This window comes from Lentzea sp. NPDC006480 (genome assembly GCF_040611995.1).
In the GTDB taxonomy this organism is placed as follows: domain Bacteria; phylum Actinomycetota; class Actinomycetes; order Mycobacteriales; family Pseudonocardiaceae; genus Lentzea.
Genome location: NZ_JBEXPJ010000186.1, coordinates 1 through 16,869, shown reverse-complemented (window position 1 = coordinate 16,869; position 16,869 = coordinate 1). Strand labels below are relative to the sequence as shown.

Here is a 16,869-nt window from a genome sequence, read left to right as displayed (position 1 = left end):
GGTCCGCGCCGCAGGAGGCGGCGCTCGACGGCGCCGACCTGTGGGGTACCGAGCCGGAGCGCCGCTGGGGCGTGGTGCACCAGGCCACCGGCATGGTGTCGGTGCAGCTGGACACCGATCTCGGTGAGGCGTTCCTGAGGTTGCGGGCGCACGCGTACCTCACCGGCCTGCGTTTGTCGGAGGTAGCGGCCGACGTGGTCGCGCGCAGACTGAGATTCACCCCGGATACCAACCATGAGAAACAGAGGTGAGTCACGTGTTGGACCGGCGGATCACTCAGACCTTCGTCGAGCTGGCGGACACGCTCGTGCTGCGGTTCGACGCCATCGACTTCCTGCACACCCTGACCGAACGCTGCGTCGAGCTGCTCGAGGTGGACGCGGTCGGAATCCTGCTGGCGGACCAGCGAGGTGCGCTGAACCTCGTGGCCGCGTCCACCGAACAGGCCCGGATGCTGGAGCTGTTCCAGTTGCAGGACGAGGAGGGACCCTGCCTGGACTGCTTCCGCACCGGGCAGCCCGTGGCGTGCGCCGATCTGGGCCAGGAGCCGCAGCGCTGGCCCCGGTTCACGGTCGCGGCACGCGAACAGGGGTTCTCGGCCGTTCACGCGGTGCCGATGCGACTGCGCGAGCAGATCGTCGGCGCGATGAACCTGTTCCGGTCCTCGCCCGGCGCCATCCCGGTGGATGCCGTCGAGCTGGCCCAGTCCTTCGCCAACGTGGCGACGATCAGCATCCTGCAGGTCCGGGCGCTCCGGCACAGCGAGATGGTCACCGAACAGCTGCAGAACGCGCTCAACAGCCGCATCGTCATCGAGCAGGCCAAGGGCATCCTGACCGAACGTCTGCAGATCGATGTCGCGGACGCGTTCTCCCTGATGCGGACCTACGCCCGCAACAGCAACCAGCTCCTGTCGGACGTCGCGCAGCAGGTGATCACGCGATCGCCGGAGATCACCGAGCTGATGGGGGACAGCGGGCCCCGGCGCCCGTAAAGGCGCCGCACAGTGCACCGGCGTGAGTTCGACGGTGCCGGGAGCACTTCGCGCGTCAGCAGCCGGACTGGCGCTGTCCTCGGTCTTGCCCGGAGACGGTCGCCGGACGACCGGAACGGCAGTGATGGGCACGATGCCGAACCAGCGCGCCTGCAAGGTTCCTGGGATGGAGAACGGCGCACCCAGCCGGACAGCGGTCGGCACCGCGTACGCCCGCGCCGACCACCAGATCGCTGACCGCCCACAGATCTTCACGGAATGCTCGGTGACCGACGGCTGGTGGTAGATCCGCTCGGCCACACGACCGTCCACTCCAGACCTCTGGTCCCACCTGCGTCCGCCGCGGTGCCCGCCGCGGTCCGATCGACGTCGCGGCGCGGCTGAGCCGGCTCTTCCGCCTGACTCGACACTCCACAGAGGACTGGAACCCGAATGCTCGAAACGTCAGAAGACTCATCAGCCATCGCCGGTCGTCCGCACCTGATCGACACGTCCGGCGAGCGCGACCTGCCCGCCGCACTGGCAGGGTCCGCAACGAGCTGATCCGGCGGCTCGACGTGGCCAGGTCGCGCCCTGACTCACGCGACAACCGCACACCGCGGCTGGTGCCCCGATTGCCCGAACGCGAATAGGCCGACGCGACCGGCACCTACGGTTACGTAGGCGTAGGTTAGGTGGCGGAAGGGGGCTATCTGGAGGGACGGGTATGACGACGACCGAACAGCTGACCGAGTGCGACGTCGACGAGTTAGGCCGCGAGCTGGACCAGATCCGCGACGAGGTGATGGCCACCCGCGGTGAAAGCGACGCCCGGTACATCCGGCAGGTGATCGCAGTCCAGCGTGGCCTGGAGGCAGGCGGCCGGGCGCTGTTGCTGGTCTCGATCCTGCCGCCCGCGTGGCTCGCGGGCACCACCGCGCTGGCCACCGCCAAGATCCTCGAGAACATGGAGATCGGCCACAACGTCCTGCACGGTCAGTGGGACTGGATGTGCGATCCCAAGATCCACTCCGCCACCTGGGAATGGGACTTCGCCACCCCGGCGGAGGCGTGGAAGCACTCGCACAACTTCGTGCACCACACCTACACCAACGTGCTCGGCAAGGATCGCGACATCGGTTACAGCGCGCTGCGCATCCACCCGGAGCAGCCGTGGCATCCCGTCTACCTGGCGCAGCCGTTCTACAACCTGGCACTCGCGATGTTCTTCGAGTGGGGCATCACGATCTACGACGTGGAGCTCGAACGTGTGTTGCGCGGCGAGAAGAGCTGGCGCGAGGCGCTGACCCAGCTGCGCGGTGTCCTCGGCAAGGCCGGTCGTCAGGTGGTCAAGGACTACGTCGCGTTCCCGCTGCTGTCAGGCCCGTCGTTCCTGCCGACCTTGCTCGCCAACCTGACCGCGAACGTGATCCGCAACGTCTGGACGCACACGATCATCTTCTGCGGCCACTTCCCCGACGGCACAGTGGTTTTCACCGAGGACCAGCTGGACGGCGAAACCCGCGGCGAGTGGTACCTGCGCCAGCTCTCGGGTTCGGCGAACCTCGAAGGCGGCACGCTGTTCCACATCATGACCGGCAACCTCAGCCACCAGATCGAACACCACCTCTTCCCGGACCTGCCGAGCAACCGGTATGCGGAGATCGCCCCGAAAGTCCGCGCACTCTGCGAACGCTTCGGCCTGCCCTACAACACCGGGCCGTTGCTGCAACAGACCGCCAGCGTGTGGAAGCGCGTGCTGAGGCTCGCTCTCCCCGGCCGGAGTTGAACGTTTCAGAACGAGGTGGCGCTTTTCCTCGCGCACCGGCGTAGTGTCCTGACCAGTGCCCTGGACCCCGGTGTGACGGTGGTGACGCCGGGGCTTCTTCTTGTCCTGAAAGGACTGTGCGCCGAGCGAGATCACCCGAGGCGTACCGATCCTCCAGGAGGACGAGATGACGACGGCAACAGCGGGTTATCCGCTGAGCGTGCACGCGACGCTGGACCCCGCACTCAGCCGCTGGCTGTGGCTGGTGAAGTGGTTCCTGGCGATCCCGCACTACGTGGTGCTCGCGTTCCTGTGGCTCGCGTTCTTCGCCGTGAGCGTGGTGGCCTTCTTCTCGATCCTGTTCACCGGACGCTATCCACGCGGCCTGTTCGACTTCAACGTCGGAGTGCTGCGCTGGACGTGGCGCGTCGCCTACTACACCTACGGAGCACTGGCCACCGACAGGTACCCGCCGTTCAGCCTCGGAGCCGAGCCCGGCTACCCGGCAACGCTGGACGTCGCCTACCCCGCACACCTCTCCCGCGGACTGGTCCTGGTCAAGTGGTGGCTGCTCGCGATTCCGCACTACGCGATCGTGGGCTTCTTCCTCGGCGGCGGCAGTTACGCCGCGTACGAGGCGGGCCAGCGCGTCTACAACTCCGGGGGCGGCCTGATCAGCCTGATCGCGTTGTTCGCGGGGGTCGCGCTGCTGTTCACCGGCCGCTACCCGCAGGGACTGTTCGACTTCCTGCTGGGCATGGACCGGTGGGCGCTGCGGGTCGCCGCCTACGCGGGGCTGATGACCGACACCTATCCGCCGTTCCGCCTGGACGCCGGCGGCGACGAGCCCGCCCGCCTCACCCCTCACGAGTGAGTTGTTCGTCCAGGGTGACCGCGGCGTCGATGAGGGCGAGGTGGGTGAACGCCTGCGGGAAGTTGCCCAGCTGTTCGCCGGTCACCGCGATTTCCTCGGCGTAGAGCCCGACGTGGTTGCCGTAGGTCAGCATCTTCTCGAACACCAGCCGTGCCTTGCGGACCTGCCCGGACAACGTCAGCGCGGTCACGTAGTTGAAGGTGCACAACGAGAACGAGCCCTCGGAGCCGCGCAGCCCGTCGGGTGCCGCCTCGGTGTCGTAGCGCCGCACGAGGCTGTCGCTGACCAGCGACTCCATCGCGTCTAGAGCGTCGAGCCACACCGGGTCGCGCGGCGCCAGGAACCCCACCTGTGCCATGCGCATCAGCGACGCGTCGAGGACCTGCGAGTCGTACCGCTGCACGAACGCTCCGGTGCGGTGATCCCATCCCTGCTCCCACACCTGGCCGTAGATGCGGTCGCGTTGCGAGCGCCAGCGTTGCAGTGGCGCGGGTTTGCCCTCGCTCTCGGCGATGCGGATGGCCCGGTCGAACGCGACCCAGCTCATCACCCGGCCGTAGGTGAAGTCCGCGCGTCCGGCCCGCGTCTCCCAGATTCCCTCCTCCGGCTGGTTCCAGTTCTCCGCCAGCCAGTCCAGCAGTTCGACGACCGCGTGCCAGCCGCGGTGGCCGACGCGCACGCCGTGCACGTGGGCGGCGTACACGCTGTCCAGCAGCTCGCCGTAGATGTCGAGCTGCAACTGGCCGGCCGCGTCGTTGCCCACTCGCACGGGGGACGAGCCCCGATGGCCCTCCCAGTGGTCGAGGACGTGCTCGGTGAGGTCGGCCGATCCGTCGACCGCGTACATCACTCGCAGCGGCTCACCTTCCACGAACCGTTCGGTGAGCCAACGGCCGAATGATGCCGCCTCGTCGGTGAATCCCAGGCGCAGCAACGAACCGACGGCGAACGAGGCGTCCCTGATCCAGGTGTAGCGGTAGTCCCAGTTGCGCTCGCCACCGAGCTGTTCGGGCAGTCCGGCCGTCGGGGCGGCGACGATCGCCCCGGTCGGTGCGTAGGTGAGCAGCTTCAGGGTGATGGCCGAACGGTCGACCGCTTCCCGCCACCGGCCGCGGTAGGCGCCGCGGGCCAGCCAGTCGTGCCAGAAGCCCACGGTCTGCTCGAACAACGACTCCGCCTCGGTCGCGGCGACGGCGCGCGGCGGTCCGTCCACACCGGACTCCAGCACGATGCCGCGGGTTTGCCCCTCCTCCATGGCGATCGTCGCGCGCAGGTCGCCGCCGTCGGTGATGTGCCCGGACACCAGGCGGGCGTCGCCCGGTTCGCGCACGGCGTGCAGCACCACGCCGAACCGGCCGCACGCGAAGACCACTCCGTCGTCGGTGAGATGCGTCCGGTGCACGCGGCGGCCGTAGTCGAAGCGCGGAGCCACGTCGAGCTCGAACGTGATCCGGCCCCGGACGCACCGCACCAGCCGCACGAGCCGGTGCCGGTCGGCCGGGTCGTCGTCCGGCAGCACGGGCATGAAGTCGACGACCTCCCCGGTGCCGTCCTCGGTCATGAACCGGGTGATGAGCACCGCGGTGTCCGGGAAGTACAGCTGCTTTCCCGCGCCGGTGAAGCCGGCGGGCCGGATGCGGCAGAACCCGCCCCGCTCGCGGTCCAGCAGTGACGCGAACATCGACGGCGAGTCGAACCGCGGGCAGCAGAACCAGTCCACGGTGCCATCGGTCGACACCAGCGCGGTGGTCTGAAGGTCGCCGATCAGCCCGTGATCGGCGATCGGCGCGTACGGGGGCGTGGTCATCGGCACCTCTTGGTCTCCTCGGAGGGAATTCGCTTGCGGGCAAGGAATTCGTCACAGTCCACTCTGGACTTGGATGCGCCCGGACCGCGCCGCCTGCGCCAACAGCCGGTAGTCCTGCTCGTTGCGATCCGCGTAGCTTTCGGCGAACTCGACGAGCGCGACGTCGAACGCCTTGCTGTCGCCGAGATACGCGGCCATCGCGATCCGGTCACCGGTGCGCGCGTGCGCTCTGGCCAGCGTCCACCCGCACAGCGCGCCGTACAGCCGCAGGCCGGCCGCGTCCATGGTCTCGACCGAGGCCGAGCCCTTCCAGTCACGCAACTGCCGGACGTAGAAGTCCCTGGTGAGTCCGTCGATGCCCACGGCGGTCCGCCAGCCGAGGAAGATGTCGCCGGTGGCCTGCATCAGCCGCTGTCCGGCCACGACCCGCTCGCCCTCGCTGCCGTGGTTCGCGCGCGGGGGATCGGGCAGATGGTCCGCGAGAACCGATCGCGACGCCTCCTTCACCTGCAGCAGCAACGGATCGTTCTCGTCACGCCCGTACAGCAGCACGATCCAGCACCGGGTGCCGACACTGCCGACCCCGACGACCTTGCGCGCCATGTCGACGAACCGGAACCCGCTCATCAGATGACGCCGATCGGCGGACAGGGTGGTGGCGTAGCCGGCGAGCAGGTCCTGGATCAGGAACTCCAGGTCCGCGCGGTCCGCGTCGGGCATCAGGTGGCCGACCGGCACGAGCAGCGGGGGATCGGCGGTGATGCGGCGGCATCCGTCGACGACGGAGGTCAGCTTGCGGTAGGCCTGCAGGCTGTCGCGCGCACGGGTACCGTGCGCGGCCCGGCACCCGTGACCTGCCGCTGCGACCGCTCAGCCCGCGATGCGGCGGATCACCGAGATCGGGCCGATCGAGTCGATGTCCGCGATCTTCACCGGCACACCCTCGGTCGACGCGTGCACGGCGCGGATGCCGTCGATCGCCAAGGCCACGTGCGACTGGCTCGAGTAGTAGACCAGGATGTCGCCGGCCTGGACCTCGCTGCGGCTCACCGAACGACCGGCGGCCGCCTGCGCGTAGCTGGTGCGGCCGATGGTCACACCCGCCGAGGCGTACGCCTTCTGGATCAGGGAGGAGCAGTCCCACGCGTCCGGGCCGTTGGCGCCGTAGACGTAGGGGTCTCCACGCTGGGCCAGCGCGAACGACACGGCCTGGCCCGCGGCGCCCGGCGGCACCGAGATGTTCGACATGTCGCCGTTGTTCGCCAGCTGGTTGCGAACGGACTGGCTGAGCGACTGGTACTGCGACTTGGCCTCGGCGAGCTGCTTGTCGAGGTCGGCCTTCTTCTGCTCGATCTCGCCGAGCAGCTTCTTCGACGCCTCGGTGGCGTCGTTGGCCGTCTTCGTCGCGGCGTCCGCGGCGTTGACGGCGTCCGTCAGGGCCTTCAGCGCCTCCGCGTTGTCCGCCGCGAGGATGTTGATGGCCGACATGCGGTTGAGGAAGTCCTGCTGCGAGTCGCTCACGAGCAGCGCGGAGATCTGGTTGAAGCGCGCGCCCTCGAACGTGGACTCGGTGAGGACGTCGACGTGTCCGCGGAGGGACTCCTCGGCCTTCTGGGCGTTCGCGAGATCGCCCTTGGCCTTGTCCAGTTCACCCTGCTTGGCCGCGAGGTCGTCCTTGGCCTTCAGGTGGTCCTGGTTGAGCTGAGAGGCCTTCTCGGACAGCTCGTTGTACTTCTTGAGCGCGTCCGCGGGGGAAGGCTGTGCGGTGGCCGGCGCCGCGGGGAGGGCTGCTGCGACGACCGCTGCGGTCGCCACGAGTGCTCCACGCACGGTGCGGCGTGAGGGGTGCGACAGCACGTCGCGGGTCCTCCTTTGTCATGGCAGCCGCCTCGCGAGAACTACTGCGCGTGAGGCGGCAACCTTGGCGTATGCCCCGAGTGGGTTAACTGCTGGGCCGAAGGTCTCGGACAGGTTACGGAACGACCCGGTGTCCGTCTACCGCAGGGCCCTCAACAGTTCACCGACTCGCACGCTCTCACAGTCGTCTACGTCGGTTTATCGCGGGGTGGGAGAGAAGCGTCACCCGACGACCCGGCGAATCACCGAAATGGGGCCGATCGAGTCGATGTTCGCGATTTTCACCGGCACACCCTCGGTCGACGCGTGCACCGCGTTAACGCTGTCCACCGCCATGGCCACATGCGACTGACCTGCGTAGTAAATGATGAGATCGCCCGGCGCGACCTGTGCGCGCGTCACGCCGCGGCCGATCTTCGCCTGGTCGTAGGTGACGCGGGGGATCGTGACACCGGCGGCCCGGTACGAGGCCTGCATCAGCGACGAGCAGTCCCACGAACCCGGCCCGTTCGAGCCGAACACGTACGGCTTGCCCTGCTGGCTCAGCGCGAAGCTCAGCGCCGCACCGGCCGCACCCGCCGGCACCGGCACGTTCACCACCGGGCCGGGAGCCGCCAGCGTCTGCTTCTGCGGCGCGGAGAGCGACTGGTACTTGGTCCGCGCGGCCGTGACCTGCTGGTCCATCGCGGTCTTGCGGGTGGAGACGTCCGCGGCGAACTTCTCCGCGGCGGCCGCGGCCTTCGTGGCGTCGTTGCGCGCCACGGTCGCCGCGTTGATCTTGGCGGTCATCCGCGACACGGCCTCGTTCTGGTCGGCGGCGATCATGTTCATCGCCGACATCCGCTCCAGGAAGTCCTGCTGGGACGTCGAGGTCAGGAACGCCGAAAGATTGTTGAGCCGCGCGCCCTCGAACGACGCCGTGGTCAGCACGTCGACCTGGCCGCGGTACTGCTCGGACTCGGCCAGCGCCTTCTTCTCCGCCTCGGTGGCGGCACCCACGATCGTGTTCGCCCTGGCCAGGTCGCTCTGGGCCTTGAGGTGGTCCTGGGTGAGCTTCTCGGCCTCCTGCGTGAGGTCGGTGTAGGCCTTCAGCGCGTCGTTGGCGGGCTGGGCGTGCGCCGAGGGCATCGACACCACCGTCGCGGCGATCACAGCGGCCAGAGCGGTCGTCCTTGCAGCACGTCGGCCGGGCACGCGGCCTCCTCAGCAGTCGGGAATCGGACTTCTGAGGAGGCGTACGGCCGAACGGACGCCGGGGTTCACTTCCCGGGCAGGTCGATCACGTCGCCGTTACCGCAGTTTGTTTCGAGCGTGGCTCCCACTCCCAAAGGGCCCACCCCCTGCTTGGAACGTACGCGGGGCCCTTTCGTCCTCTTCTACAGGACGAAAGCTCCCCGCGTACTTTGACGGAGGCTTAGGTTCGTCAATGGACGAATTATTTGTTGCGTGCGCGCGAGGGGGCCGTTCGCGCGCTGGGCGACGCGGTGAATGAGTACGCGGGGAGCTTTCGTACTGCAGGAGAGGACGAAAGGGCCCCGCGTGCGGTCCGCGATCAGGCGGCTCGGCGTGCCTCGATCGAGGCACGGCAGGCGGCGATCAGCCGGTTGGTGGCGGCGCTGCCCCCGCACCCACAGCGGGGGCAGCGCATCGCGACATCGCCGGAGAGTTCGTCGACCACCACGCCCAGCTCGGCGTCGCAGCCTCGGCACCAGCGGTGTCGCGTGACCGGGTTGACATGCACGGGAGACGCCACGCACTGGTGGATCCAGCGACCGTGCACATGGCAGGTCAGGCGGTCGTCGGGCGCCAGCACGCCGTCGTCCTCGGCGAGGTCTTCCTCGACCAGCGTGGCGATGAGATTGGCGATCATGGCGTCCTCCCGATCCGATACCTGCCTCTGCTAGGACGTCGAAGGAGCCAGCTCCGAATCGACACGCGACGCCAGCTTCTTCAGCGCCCACGCACATCCGAGCCCCAACGACGTGAGAGCGAGCCATGGCATCCATGGCACACCCGCGCGCGCAGCGGAGTCGAACGCAATTCCGGTGAGCAGATTCCCGAGCAGGATCCCGACGCCCACGACCGTGTTGTAGAGGCCGTAGTGCGTGGCCACGAGCCGGTCACCGGACAGCGAGACGATCTTGTCCATCTCGAACGGGAACACCACCATCGTTCCCATGGCGAGCAGCGCGGCGCACAGGATCAGCCCGCCCCAGCCGCCGAAAACCGCCGGCAGGAACGCCAGGCCGAGCACCGCCATGCCGAGCGTCAACGACCGGGAAGGCCCGAACCGCCTGCGCGCCCACGCCGTGACCCGCATCTGGCCGACGACCGCCAGCACCCCGGACACGGCGAACAACACCGCCGTCAGCACCGTCGAGCCCGAAGCCAGCGGCAGCGCCAGGTAGACCTGGAACGACAGCACGTACGACCCGGTCATCGCCAGCGCGAACAGCACGAACCGCCGGTTCCCGGCCACCACCCGCCAGTCCGCGAGCACCGAGTTCCCGGAAGCCTGACCAGCACGCGCGGGCAGCGACCGCCACTGCAACACGGTCAGCACCAGGAACACCCCGGCCGCCACCAGACACGTCAGCCGGAAGTCCACCGCGGTCAGTGCGAGCCCGATCAACGGCCCCACCAGGATTCCGGTCTGGTAGAAGACGTTGAACAACGCGAACGCCTCCACGCGCCGAGGCCCGGCATCAGCTGCCACGTACGCGCGCACGGCCGGGTTGAACAACGCCCCGGCGAACCCGGTTGCGGCAGAAGCGATCACGAGCGCCGGCAACCCGTCCACGAGCCCGAGCAGCGCGAACCCGCCAGTCCGAAGTGCACACCCGGCGACGATCAACGGCTTGTACCCCAAGCGATCCGCCAAGGTACCGCCGATCAGGAACATGCCCTGCTGCGCGAAGTTCCGCACTCCCAGGACAAGCCCGACGGCCCACCCCGCCAAGGCGAGCGTCACGGACAGATGCGACGCGAGGTACGGCATCAACATGTAGAAGCCGACGTTGATGCTGAACTGGTTGAGCAGCAACAACTGCACGCTTCGGTCGAACGAGCGGAACTGCGTGATCACGCCGTCACCGCCAACGGGTCCACAACGGACCGGCACATCGTCCACGACAACACTTCCCGCTCTCCCAAGGAAGAGATCTCCAGCGGATCCGCGGCGGGCACCACGTCCAGCAAGCCGTGGGCAGCGCAGTACTCGTCGCTGAACACCGTGTCGAAGTACCGCTGCGGCCCGTCGGGGAACACAGCCGCGATCCGAGTCCCGGCAGGAGAAGTACGAGCTAACCAGGACGCCACCAACGCCACGGCTCCGACGCTCCAGCCACCGCTCGCGTAGTGCCGTGAAGCCAGCGCCCGGCACGCCCACACGGCCTCGCCGGGATTCACCCAGTGCACCTGTGAGAAGGCCGGGTAGTCGACGTTGCGCGGGAAGATGCTCGACCCGAGCCCGCGCATGAGCCGGGTCCGCGCCGGCTGGCCGAAGATCGTCGACCCGATGGCGTCGACCCCGACCAGCCGCAACGACGGAAAGTGCTGCCGCAGCACCGAAGCCACCCCGGCCGAGTGACCACCGGTGCCCACCGCGCACACCAGCACGTCGACGTGGCCGAGCTGTGCGGCCAGCTCGTGAGCGAGAGGCGCGTACCCGGCCACGTTGTCCGGGTTGTGGTACTGGTCGGGGCAGTAGGCACCGGGCAACGACGACAGCAGCTCGGCCACCCGAGACCGCCGCGCCTCCTGCCAGCCACCGGTCGGATGCGGACTCTCGACCACATCCACGACAGCGCCGTACGCCCGCAGCATTCGCCGGATGATCGGTTCGAGACCGGGATCGGTCACCAGGGTCACCGGAATGCCGTGGACGACCCCGGCGAGCGCCAGCCCGAGGCCCAGAGTGCCGCTGGTCGACTCGACGATGTGGCCGTCCCGGCGAAGATCACCGCGTGCCAGCGCGCGGCCGATCATGTGCAGGGCGGCGCGGTCCTTCATGCCACCGCCGGGGTTGGCGGATTCCAGCTTCGCCCAGAAGCCGGTGGAAGAGGCACGGGAGAGCTCGTCGATCCACAGCACGGGCGTGTTGCCGACGATGCCCGCGGGCGTGTTGCGGTCCAGCACGGGAACAGACATGGGGTCCCTCGGAAGACGTGGTGACAGGCCGGTTCGGGAGTGCGCGACAACGCGACAGGACCACGAGAAGTCCTGTCGTTTCGCGCGAAAGGCGGCGGCCTAAGTTCGGGAGATGCCGAGGTCGAGCAGCAATGTGCGCCCCGAGCGGGAGTGCTCGGCGCGCCACGGACAGGACTCCGCGGTGGCAGCGGGACGCGAGACGACCGCGAAGTCGAGGTCCGGCAGGGCGAGAGAGGCGGCGCCGGCCTGAACGGCGGCCTGGGCGGGTGCCGCGGCGGACAGGTGGTGGGTGTCGCCGTGGTGACAGAACTCCCCGGAGATGCCGGGCGTGAACGCGCCGTGGTGGGCGGGCTCCGGCGGACACACCGGGGTGAGCACGAACACCGCGATGAGCATCAGTGCGACGACGACGGCGAATCGACGCCCTGTCGTCAGGTGATTCCGCACGGTGACCAACCTACCGGTGTGACGGATCTTGTAAAGGCTCTTGATAGGTTAGGTAAGCCTAATCTCAGGAGGTGGACAGGTGCGCAGGACAGTCGCCGCGGTTCTGCTGCTCGGCCTGGTGGCCGGGTGCGGTGGGAACGCCCCGACGGAGCAGTCGGGTGGCCAGTGGTCGTTCAAGGACGACCGCGGCAAGGAGGTCACCGCGCCGAAGCGGCCGGAGCGCGTCGTCGCACAGGTGTCCGCGGCCGGTGCGCTCAAGGACTACGGGATCAACGTCGTCGGCACGTTCGGTCCGCTGAAGCGCCCGGACGGCAGCACCGACCCGGAGGCCGGCAGCATCGACCCGAGCCAGGTCACCGACATCACCGGCCCTGGCTACGGCGAGATCGACTTCGAGAAGTTCGCCGCGCTGAACGCCGACCTGGTCGTCGCGGGCTACTACCCGGAGGTCACCGGGCTCTGGCACCTCACCGCCGAGTTCGAGGAGAAGGTGCTCAAGGTCGCTCCGACCGTCGGCATCGGGCAGTCGAAGATCCAGCTGCCGGACGGGATCAAGCGCTTCCGCGAGCTCGCGAAATCCCTCGGCGCGGACGTCGACTCGGCGAAGGTGAAGGCCGACGAGGCCGACTTCACCAAGGCCGCGGACCGGCTCAGGGCCGTCGGCAGGAAGATGACGGACGCCGGCCAGAAGATCCAGGTCGTCGGCGCGGACCCGAAGCTCTTCTACGTCGCCGTGCCCGCCCGCAACCCGGATCTCGACTGGTACCAGAAGGAACTCGGGCTGCCGCTGCTCACGCCGACCACGCCCGACACGGAGGGCGGCGGGTACTTCCAGTCGCTGTCGTGGGAGAACTCCGGCACCTACAAAGAGCACGTGATCATGTGGGACACCCGCCAGCACGTCCTCAACCCGGAGAAGATGAAGGAGGGCCACCCGGTCTTCCAGGCGCTGCCCGCCGTGCAGGCCAACCGGCTCGTGGAGTGGAACGCGGTCGCCCCGCTCAGCCACGCCTCGTACGCCAAGATCATGAACAAGCTGGCGGACCAGCTGGACGCCGTCCTGAAGTAGTCATTTTCGGGTGATTCGGTCCTGTTGAGACGGTCGGGCGGGCCTGGCTGCCGAACAATCGTGTGAGTGATCTCGGCACGCCTGGCCGCCCGGCCGCTGCTCGCCGACGGCCTGCTGGCCGCGGTGGTGCTGGCGTTCCAGTCGTGGCTCGAGTTCGGGCTGCACCCGCACTCGTTCGACCTGGGCGCTGCCGTGGTGGTGCTCACCGCGTGCTCGCTCATGCTGCGCAGGCGTTACCCGCTCCTGGTCATCACGTTCATCCTCACACTCGCTGCCGTGTCGGACCTGGCCGCGCACGACGCCTCCGTCGCGATGGCCTCGATCCTGGTCGGGGTGTATTCGGCGTCGGCCGTCCTTCGCCCGTGGGGAGCGGGCGTGCTGGTGGTGCTGGTGATGGCGGCAGGCACCCTGGTGCGGCCGCCGCGGCTGGAGGAGATCAACGAATTTGTCGTGCGCTCGGTGCTCGAGGTGCTGATGATCGTCGTGATCGCCGCCTCACTGGGACAGGTCGTACGGCACAACAGACGCCGGACCGCACAGCTGGAACACGCTCTGAGCCTGCTCGACGAGGCCCACCGCCGCCTTGCCGAGGAAGCGGTCGCGGTGGAGCGCAACAGGATCGCGCGCGAGATGCACGACATCGTCGCGCACGGGCTGAGTCTGATCGCGGTGCGCGCGGGCGTCGCCCGGATGCTCCTGCCCTCAGATGTGGATCAGGCTGCCGAGTCGGTCGCGGTCATCGAGAGGACGTCACGAGAGTCGCTGGCCGAGATGCGCACGGTGCTGGGCGTGCTGCGCTCGTCCGAACACGACGGCGACGGCGGCCCGCAGCCCGGCCTGGACCACATTCCCGGACTGGTGCAACGGGCACGGGAGTCCGGTTTGGACCTGGACGTGGTCTGTGAGGGAGACCCGCCGGAGCTGGCTGCCGGGCAGGCGCTGGTCGCGTACCGGATCGTGCAGGAGGCGTTGACCAACGTGCTCAAGCACGCCGGTCAGGTCCGCACCTCGGTGCTGTTGCGCTGCCTGCCCGACCGGGTGGTGATCGACGTGTTCAACGAGGCGCCGTCGGTGGTGCCGGACGCGGTCCGAAGCGGACATGGGCTCGTCGGCATGCGGGAACGAGTGGGCATGTACGGGGGAGTTGTGCGGGCGGGGCCCTCCGACGGCGGGTTCCGGGTGACGGCGGAGCTGCCCGTGGAGGCGCGCTGAGCGAGAACGAGGTCGGGCTGCTCGTGCCATGCGGTATGTCGAATGGCGATATCAGCGGCAGGTTGTTCTCGTCAGTGAATTCAGCCGCCCGTGCAGCCTGAGTCGCCGAAGGTCGAGTCGGACCCGATCGGTGACGCGTTCGGCGATCTGGTGGACGGTGTTCTCACGGTGCCGACTCCGTGCTGGATGAGGCGGACCGCGCGCTGGACCAGCTTCCCGCGGACGAACCCCTCTTCGGCGTGAAAACGTCGTGGCGCGCGCGGAAACCGAAGGACATCATGAGTCGCGTGCTGACGCTGCTGCGAGAGAACGGCCCGTTGCGCGTGCTCAGCACCGCGCGGGTCGTTTCTGTCGTGGGGGACGCGCTCAGTCTGGTCACGCTGATGCTGCACGTGCAGTCGGTGCTGGGCAAAGCAATCGCCGTGGCGGCGCTGCTGCTGGTGGGCGACTTCGCGCCGTCACTGCTCAGTCCGCTGACAGGGGTCATCAGCGACAGGTTCGACCGGCGCAGCGTCATGATCGCGTGCGAAGCTGCGCAAGGGATCCTGCTGGCGGTCATCGCGTTCACGTTGCCGCCGTTGCCGATCCTGCTCGCGCTGGTCGGTCTCCGGGCCGTGCTCGGTCAGATCTTCATCCCCGCCTCGCGGGCGGCCGTGCCGAGCCTGGTCGCCGAGAAGGACCTCGGCCAGGCGAACACCGCGCTCGGCCTCGGCTCCAACAGCGCCGACGTGATCGGGCCGTTCCTCGCCGCCGCTCTGCTGACGTTCATGGACACACGCGGCGTGCTGCTCGTGGACGCCGTTTCGTTCGGTGTGTCCGCGTTGTTGTTGCTGCGGCTACCGAGGCTGATGGTGTCGTCCGAGCCCGGCCAGTCCGTGTTCGCCGATGCCAGGCAGGGACTGGGGGAGATCTGGCGCAACCGGCCGTTGCGGATCGTCTTCCTCGGTTTCTGCGGGGTGGTGGCGTGCACGGCGATCGATGATGTCGCGGTGCTGCAGCTGACCAAGGACGTCTTCCGCGCGTCCGACAGCTCCGCGGGCATCATCCTGGGCGCGGTGGGCATTGGTCTGCTGGCCGGTTTCGCGCTGCTGGCCAGGACGCCGAAGCTGAGCATGATCGCGTTGCTGGTCACCGGATTCGTCCTCAGCAGTGCCGGCAACCTGTTCACCGGGCTCGCGTGGGGCGTGGCGTCGGCGTTCGCGCTGCAAACGATCAGGGGACTGGGAATCGCGGCGATGGACGTCGCGCACAGCACGTTGATCCAGCGCCTCACGCCACCTGACCGGACGGGCAGGGTGTTCGGCAACTTCTACGGCGGGATCGGTGTGGCGGCGGCAGTTTCGTACATCGGCGGTGGTCTGCTGCTGGACGCCGTGGGGCCGGAGCTGACGTTCATGCTCAGCGGCGGCGCTGGAGTGCTCACGGCGGGATGGGTGGTTGCCGCTTCACGGGGAAGAGGTGTTGAGTGGGAATCAGCCTCTTGAGGGGAGAAGGCGTATGTGGGGGAAGCGCGTCGCTGTCCTTGCCATGTCACTTTTACTAGCTGGAACGACCGCGTCCGTCGCGCAGGCTGACACCGGGGTTGTGCCTGCCTCGACGTCGTGGGTGTCCGCTGACCGCGGTTGGGTGCTCGGGGTCGACACCCTGTGCCAGACCGCGAAATGCCCGCAGCTCGTCCGCACGCTCGACGGCGGCGCGACGTGGAACCGGGTGAGGACACCGGCTCTGTCGATCCCGGAGACCGATCGCCTGCGGGTGTTGTTCGCGAACGACGCCGCGGGCATGGTGACCGATGGCGAGCAGCTGTTCGTCACCAGCAACGGCGGCACCCGCTGGGAGCCGCTGGGGATGAAGGGAACTGTTGGGGCCCTTGGCTTCGACCACAACGGGTTCCTCGCGGTGATCTACGACGGCACGTCCAGCAGGCTGTTCCACCGCGAGCTGTGGTTCGGTTCGTGGCAGCCGGTGCCGGGCGTCGAGGTCAAGGGCCGGGCGTTCGGCGAGATCGCTGACGGCCAGGTCTCGTTGTCCACGTTCGGCGTGGAGAACCGGTACTGGACGCAGTCTCCGGCGGGCTGGCTCGAAGAGGCCGCGCCGTGCGACATCTTCGCGGCGACGCGGCTCGGCGAGGCCGGCACCGACCGGTATGCCCTGTGCAGCTTCGATCCCGGCTTCGGGAACATGACGAAGGAGCTGCGCAAGTCCGAGGGCGGGCCGTTCAAGACGATCAGCACGCCGCCGCGCGAGGGCATCACGACGGGCTTCGCGATCTCACCCGAGGCGGCGCTCGTGGCCGCGACCGGGCGGGACTGGTCGTTCGTGCACCGCGGTCCCGGCGAGAAGTGGGACACGCTGCTCACGCTGGGCGGGCCGCCGTTCGAGGACCTGGCGTTCTCGGACGCCAAGCACGCCACCTTGGTGCGCGGCGGGCCCGGTCAGGAGTTCGCCGAGGTGTACCGGACCGAGGACGCCGGAATCAACTGGAAGCTCGTCAAGATCTAGATACCCTGGCCTCATGGAGCCTTTTGACCAGGGGATGCTCGACGTCGGCGACGGAAACCAGATCCACTGGTACGTCCTCGGCAATCCTGACGGCAAGCCCGCCGTGCACCTCGACGAGACCGAACGCGACCACCTCTGCCAAGGACTGCGTGCGGTGTGCCGTGCCGATGGTCGACCAGGAGACCGGTCTGAAGGACGGCCCGGAGCCGAC

At 68.4% G+C, this 16,869-nt stretch carries 15 protein-coding genes and 3 pseudogenes; 10 read left to right on the top strand and 8 right to left on the bottom strand.

The window, feature by feature from the left end:
• From ABZX92_RS39925 to ABZX92_RS39905, 5 genes and pseudogenes are all read left to right on the top strand, one after another.
• Positions 1-251, top strand: a 251-nt coding sequence (locus ABZX92_RS39925) for an ANTAR domain-containing protein (protein ID WP_355570675.1), incomplete at its 5' end; no start/stop codon positions are given.
• A complete protein-coding gene (locus ABZX92_RS39920; RefSeq protein WP_355570674.1) occupies positions 248-994 on the top strand; it encodes a GAF and ANTAR domain-containing protein in 747 nt (248 codons plus the stop codon). The genes ABZX92_RS39925 and ABZX92_RS39920, both read left to right, overlap by 4 nt.
• Positions 995-1,016: 22 nt before the next feature.
• Positions 1,017-1,280: a hypothetical protein gene (locus ABZX92_RS39915; RefSeq protein ID WP_355570673.1), complete on the top strand. Its 264-nt coding sequence runs from the start codon at positions 1,017-1,019 to the stop codon at positions 1,278-1,280.
• A 420-nt stretch (positions 1,281-1,700) separates the two neighbouring features.
• A complete protein-coding gene (locus tag ABZX92_RS39910) occupies positions 1,701-2,762 on the top strand; it encodes an acyl-CoA desaturase (protein WP_355570672.1) in 1,062 nt (353 codons plus the stop codon).
• Positions 2,763-2,928: 166 nt separating this feature from the next.
• Positions 2,929-3,591 (top strand): annotated as a pseudogene (locus tag ABZX92_RS39905) (DUF4389 domain-containing protein); the annotation flags it as partial.
• A gap of 7 nt (positions 3,592-3,598) precedes the next feature.
• Here the strand turns inward: ABZX92_RS39905 and ABZX92_RS39900 are convergent.
• From ABZX92_RS39900 to ABZX92_RS39865, 8 genes and pseudogenes are all read right to left on the bottom strand, one after another.
• Positions 3,599-5,422, bottom strand: coding sequence for a glycoside hydrolase family 15 protein (locus tag ABZX92_RS39900; RefSeq protein ID WP_355570671.1), 1,824 nt, complete (start codon positions 5,420-5,422; stop codon positions 3,599-3,601).
• A 51-nt stretch (positions 5,423-5,473) separates the two neighbouring features.
• Positions 5,474-6,253: pseudogene (locus tag ABZX92_RS39895) on the bottom strand (DUF2252 family protein); the annotation flags it as partial.
• A 39-nt stretch (positions 6,254-6,292) separates the two neighbouring features.
• Positions 6,293-7,237, bottom strand: coding sequence for an NlpC/P60 family protein (locus tag ABZX92_RS39890; protein ID WP_355570670.1), 945 nt, complete (start codon positions 7,235-7,237; stop codon positions 6,293-6,295).
• A gap of 264 nt (positions 7,238-7,501) precedes the next feature.
• Positions 7,502-8,473 carry an NlpC/P60 family protein gene (locus ABZX92_RS39885; protein ID WP_355570669.1) on the bottom strand — a complete coding sequence of 324 codons (972 nt, stop codon included), beginning with the start codon at positions 8,471-8,473 and terminating at the stop codon, positions 7,502-7,504.
• A gap of 358 nt (positions 8,474-8,831) precedes the next feature.
• Entirely contained in the window at positions 8,832-9,149 is a 318-nt protein-coding gene (locus tag ABZX92_RS39880) for a hypothetical protein (protein WP_355570668.1), read from the bottom strand.
• A 30-nt stretch (positions 9,150-9,179) separates the two neighbouring features.
• Positions 9,180-10,364 (bottom strand): MFS transporter, encoded by a 1,185-nt coding sequence (locus tag ABZX92_RS39875; RefSeq protein WP_355570667.1) that lies wholly within the window; start codon positions 10,362-10,364, stop codon positions 9,180-9,182.
• Positions 10,361-11,428 (bottom strand): PLP-dependent cysteine synthase family protein, encoded by a 1,068-nt coding sequence (locus tag ABZX92_RS39870; RefSeq protein WP_355570666.1) that lies wholly within the window; start codon positions 11,426-11,428, stop codon positions 10,361-10,363. Before ABZX92_RS39870 ends, ABZX92_RS39875 begins: the two co-directional genes overlap by 4 nt.
• A gap of 99 nt (positions 11,429-11,527) precedes the next feature.
• Entirely contained in the window at positions 11,528-11,875 is a 348-nt protein-coding gene (locus ABZX92_RS39865; RefSeq protein WP_355570665.1) for a hypothetical protein, read from the bottom strand.
• Positions 11,876-11,954: 79 nt separating this feature from the next.
• On the opposite strand from ABZX92_RS39865, the gene ABZX92_RS39860 reads away from it, so the two are divergent.
• The 5 genes and pseudogenes from ABZX92_RS39860 to ABZX92_RS39840 form a co-directional block, all read left to right on the top strand.
• On the top strand, positions 11,955-12,944 hold the full coding sequence (locus ABZX92_RS39860) for an ABC transporter substrate-binding protein (protein WP_355570664.1): 990 nt from the start codon (positions 11,955-11,957) through the stop codon (positions 12,942-12,944).
• A gap of 66 nt (positions 12,945-13,010) precedes the next feature.
• Entirely contained in the window at positions 13,011-14,156 is a 1,146-nt protein-coding gene (locus ABZX92_RS39855) for a histidine kinase (protein WP_355570663.1), read from the top strand.
• Positions 14,157-14,335: 179 nt separating this feature from the next.
• Positions 14,336-15,640 (top strand): MFS transporter, encoded by a 1,305-nt coding sequence (locus tag ABZX92_RS39850; protein ID WP_355570662.1) that lies wholly within the window; start codon positions 14,336-14,338, stop codon positions 15,638-15,640.
• A gap of 43 nt (positions 15,641-15,683) precedes the next feature.
• Entirely contained in the window at positions 15,684-16,658 is a 975-nt protein-coding gene (locus tag ABZX92_RS39845) for a hypothetical protein (protein ID WP_355570661.1), read from the top strand.
• A 13-nt stretch (positions 16,659-16,671) separates the two neighbouring features.
• Positions 16,672-16,869, top strand: a pseudogene (locus ABZX92_RS39840) (hypothetical protein); the annotation flags it as partial.